Annotated in this window: 3 protein-coding genes; all 3 read right to left on the bottom strand. The window is 41.2% G+C overall.

Annotated elements, in window-relative coordinates; translation table 11 throughout:
* On the bottom strand, positions 1-1,916 hold a 1,916-nt coding region (locus AC1DPQ_RS18030; RefSeq protein ID WP_477610431.1), incomplete at its 3' end, for a hypothetical protein.
* 11 nt (positions 1,917-1,927) lie between these two features.
* Positions 1,928-3,331 carry a 3-keto-disaccharide hydrolase gene (locus tag AC1DPQ_RS18025; protein WP_477582049.1) on the bottom strand — a complete coding sequence of 468 codons (1,404 nt, stop codon included), beginning with the start codon at positions 3,329-3,331 and terminating at the stop codon, positions 1,928-1,930.
* A gap of 91 nt (positions 3,332-3,422) precedes the next feature.
* The coding region (locus tag AC1DPQ_RS18020; protein WP_477610430.1) for a GH92 family glycosyl hydrolase at positions 3,423-4,743 on the bottom strand (1,321 nt) is incomplete at its 5' end.

The following is a 4,743-nucleotide window of genomic DNA, read 5'->3' as shown; positions in this document are numbered from 1 at the left end:
GCTTTGGTTACTTGCGGCATTGGAGGCATTTCTGTTGAGTAACCCGGCCAATTTTGTGGCTGTGGGTTGTGGATCAACTGAAATATTTTCTCTGCTGAATACTTACGTTTTGCAATTTCTACGAACGGCGGGCCAATCTGTCTTTTGGTTTGATTGTGGCAGGCCAGACAAGTATTTTTTGTTAATAAACCCTCAACTTCTTTAAAGGTAGGTGCTTTAGCCGTAGTTGTAGGCTTAGCCGGAGTAGCGGCTCCTTTTGCTTCAGGTGCTTTTCCAGTTGTTGCCTTTGGTGCAGCTGTTTTCTTAGCAGGAACATTTACCGGTGCCGCTGAGTTTTTGGTACTTACTTCACTGGCAGAAAGTTTATTTCCATCAGGAATTTGGTTCAAGGTATAATAAGCTACCGGATGAACTAAAGAGTAAAAACCATCTTGCGATCTTAAACCATCTAATGTTAAGGTATGGATATAATATTGGCGAAGGTTTTGAACAATAATTCTGGCTTTTAAACCATCTGCCGAAACTTTAACCCCTGAGATTTTTAATTTCTCGGTGTTTACAGGAGGTGAACCATACACCGGGTGATATTTGTAAATAAAGCTTTCTGCATCATATGAAGCTAAATCTTCAGCCGATTTACGATCAACGGGCATGGTAAACTCCACTTCGAAACCATCAGGCATTACCCTAACAGCTTTCATTTCGAAAGGGGTTTTATTATTGTATACCAGTCTTTCTAAACCTTCGTTAGCATCACCTGCCGATCCCCAACCACGGTTGGTTTCTCCAACAAATAGCGAACCATCTGTCCCCCACTCTAACCTCAATACTCCAGAACGGAAACCTTTACGAAAAAGGAAGGCAGCGCCTTGTTCCTCACCTTTCACTGTCTCCATAAAAATCCTCGAAATGATACTCATTCCCTGATCACCAACTAAAATCTGACCAGCGAACGGGCCAAATGTATTTGCGGGAATTTTAACAGGTTCTGCAGAAGAGATCCCCAAAATACCATAAGGTAGCCAAACCGATGGCAAACGTAATTCAGGGAATACTTTCTTCATTTCGAATAAGGTTTTGAATGTTTCGTTTACCCTATTTTCTGGTTTAATGTATCTTCCTTGTTCGTTTTTGGTTCTACGCTCGTCTATTTGCGAGTAAAAGAAATCTGACTGCAGTTTAACCGGAGAGTTTGGTAAATTGGTCCATCTTAAACTGGCTGGATGCCCCATAAAATCACCTTTATTTACTTTCCATAAACCACCTGAACCTACCCAGTCGCCCTGATTTTCGGTATAATAAAACTGGCCATCAATAGTACCAATCCCGGCTGGCGAACGGAAACCCGCAGCATAAGGACTCATTTTACCATCTTCGGTAATGTTCATGGCCCAACCACGCATCGGCACACGGCTTTCTGCTCTCCACCATTCTTCATCGCCAAAGGCCACGTTTCCGGTAACCATAAAAGTACCATCAGGCATTAACTTCGGCCCAAAACTATATTCGTGGTAGTGCCCACTTAACGGCCATGCATAAATGGTTTCGTACACATCGGCTTTGCCATCCTGGTCTTTATCAACCAGTTTGGTCAACTCGCCGCGTTGTGCCACATATAATGCACCATTTTTATAGGCAATACCCAAAATTTCGTGCAAACCATAAGCAAATCTGCGCCAGTAAGGCTTGGCACTTGTAGGGTTTTCTACAATGTATACTTCTCCTCTACGGGTAGAAATGCCTAAATCGCCATTTGGCAAAGTAATTAGACCACCAACTTCTAAAATGGGGCCTTCGGGCACGCGTACTTTATTTATCCTGAAAAAATCTTCTTCTTTCGGTGTTTCTTGTGCAAAAACTGTAGTAAAGCTAAAACTTAATGCCAGTATTGCTAATTTTTTAAATGTATTTCTCATTGTTATTCCAATTAAAACAAAATGGTATAATTTAACTTAGTTCCAATAGCTACGATAACTTCTTTCTTGCCATCAACGTCTCTGATTACTGGTTTAGCAGCTCCATCAGCAAGTTGTATATAGTAAGATTTATCATCAATCAGGTATAAACCTTTGGCTACTTCTTCGATATTGGAAGCGGTTGCCAATAGGAAATATAGATCTTTTGATGATTTATCAACAGCAATCTCTCTCGTTAAACCTTGTCCATTTTCCATCACCTTAACGGCATCGGTAACATTTGTTCCATTAATGATGTACTTAAACTCCGGACGGTCTTGTTTATCCATTACATAACCTTTGGTTCTGAAACCAGTACCAGCAGTATCAGCAATCCACTTATCCTGATCGTTCGCTAATTTTGAAATGGCTAAAATTGGCTTTTTAGTGAAACGGGTAACACTGCCCAATGCACGTGAGGTACCGTTTCCACGGCCATCCCACATTGGCGTAGCGTCAATAAAATCGCCATGCCATCCCTGTAGTAATGTACCATTATCTAAATCGTAGCTATAAGCAACTTTTTCTGGTCCGCCTACCGAAATAGCATGTACCGAACGTACTCTTGGCGCAACATCAACAAAACTTCTGATCATGTTGTTGCTTGCTGCTTCAATGTAAATTGGATCTGCCCCACCGTTTTGGTTTGGTTTTGGAATTTCTGATAGTTCGTTAATCTGGATATTTCTGAACGCTACCGAACCGTGATCGCCCTGTAAACGTAAAGGTCCTTTTGCTTTTTCAGCTCCTGCAGCTCCTCTGGTTGCACCAAATAGCTCCACATTTTCGTGAATCAGCACACCGTTTAGTTCTGCACTGATAATTTTAGCATTTTGCGTTTTCTTTCCTGATGCATCAAATTTTGGTGCCTGGAAGATAATTTTAATGTGCTGCCATAAACCTGGCGCTTTACTTGCATTTTGACGGGGAGCAACACCTCCAAACCCTTTTTCGGCTTCAGGTTTGCTATCATCCCAACGTTGATAAATACCACCATTGTTTGATGAACTTGGGTTTTTCAGTCCCCATGCGTCATCAATCTGAATTTCGTAATTACCTTGAAGATAAATACCAGAATTTGTCCCTTTTGCAGTTAAATAATCTAATTCTACTGTTACATCACCGTATTCGTTTACGGTATATAAATCAGAACCCGCTTTTTTTGCTGTAGATTGATTAATCAATATCCCTTCACCTTTGGTTGTTTTTAAAACATTTTCGGCGTTTAGGTCGGCCACCACATTTTGGGCGAGCGACCATGAATTTGAAGGGTTTTTAAAGGCTGAAAGATCTTTGAGATCAATACGCTGGCCAAACGCCAACAGGGTTCCGCAAAGCCAGAAAATGGCTGTAAAACCCGTCTTTGAGATGTTCATATACTTGGTTTGTTAATTTTAGCCCTAAAGCTAGATATTTTGTTTAAAATCCATCGGATAAATTACTTTACCCGATGGATAATTATTTTTTCTATTTTTCTGTTGATAATGAATAAGGGAAATCAGCTGGATTTGAACCTCTGGTTTTATTCGGCGTTGCTGTCATATTGAAATTTAACACCGCACCTTTTTGCAAACCACTGTGGCTGATCCAGTTTTTAGAATATGGTTTACCGTTCATCTGTAGCGACTGAACATAACGGTTGTTATCGCTATTGGCAGCTGCATTAATCACCACAGTTTTACCATTTTCTAAAGTAACAGTTATCTTTTTAAACAAAGGAGCACCCAAAACATACTGATCAACCGCAGGTGTTACCGGATAGAAGCCCATTGCCGAAAAAACGTACCAGGCAGAAGTTTGCCCGTTATCTTCATCACCACAATATCCATCAGGAGTAGGTTTGTACATTCTGTTCATGGTTTCTCTTACCCAATATTGTGTTTTATAAGGCGCACCACCGTAGTTATACAGGTAAATCATGTGCTGGATCGGTTGGTTACCATGTGCGTACTGGCCCATGTTTGCAATCTGCATTTCGCGGATTTCGTGAATTACGCCACCGTAGGCACTCTCATCAAATACAGGAGGCATCGAGAACACAGAATCCAATTTGGTTACAAATTTACTATGGCCACCCATTAATTTGGCTAAGCCATCAACATCCTGGAAAACAGACCAGGTATAATGCCAGCTGTTGCCTTCGGTAAATGCACCGCCCCATTTAAATGGACTGAATGGGCTTTGGAAAGTTCCATCCTGATTTTTGCCACGCATTAAACCCGAAGCCGGATCGAAAAGATTCTTGTAGTTCATGGCTCTTTTCTTATAAATATCGATCTCCGAAGCCGGTTTGCCTAAAGCTCTTCCCAATTGATAAATGGTAAAATCATCATAAGAATACTCTAATGTTTTAGCGGCATTTTCATTCTTTTTCACATCGAAAGGCACATAACCCAATTCATTGTAATATTTAACACCGTCGCGGCCAACGGCTTCCATAGGGCCCTCGTTGTTTGCACCATGTTTTAAAGCCTGCCATAACGTTTCTATGTCGTAACCACGCATACCTTTGATATAAGCATCAGAAACTACCGAAGCAGAGTTGTTACCCACCATAATGTTTGCATAACCCGGACTGCTCCACTCTGGCAACCAACCGCCTTCTTTGTAATCGTTGATTAAGCCTTGTTGCATTTCCTTGTTGATTGAAGGATAAACCAGGTTTAAGAAAGGATATAATGCCCTAAAAGTGTCCCAAAAACCCGTACCAGCGAACATGTATCCTGGTAAAACCTGTCCGTTGTAAGGACTCCAGTGTACAATCTGGTTTTGTGCATCAATCTCATAT

The organism is Pedobacter sp. 01T416_2 (assembly GCF_056398925.1).
This window is presented reverse-complemented; position numbering and strand designations above follow the sequence as displayed.

What these genes read in the sequence shown, in the direction of transcription:
- AC1DPQ_RS18025 (WP_477582049.1), bottom strand. Translation starts at nt 3,331, where the DNA reads ATGAACATCTCAAAGACGGGTTTTACAGCCATTTTCTGGCTTTGCGGA.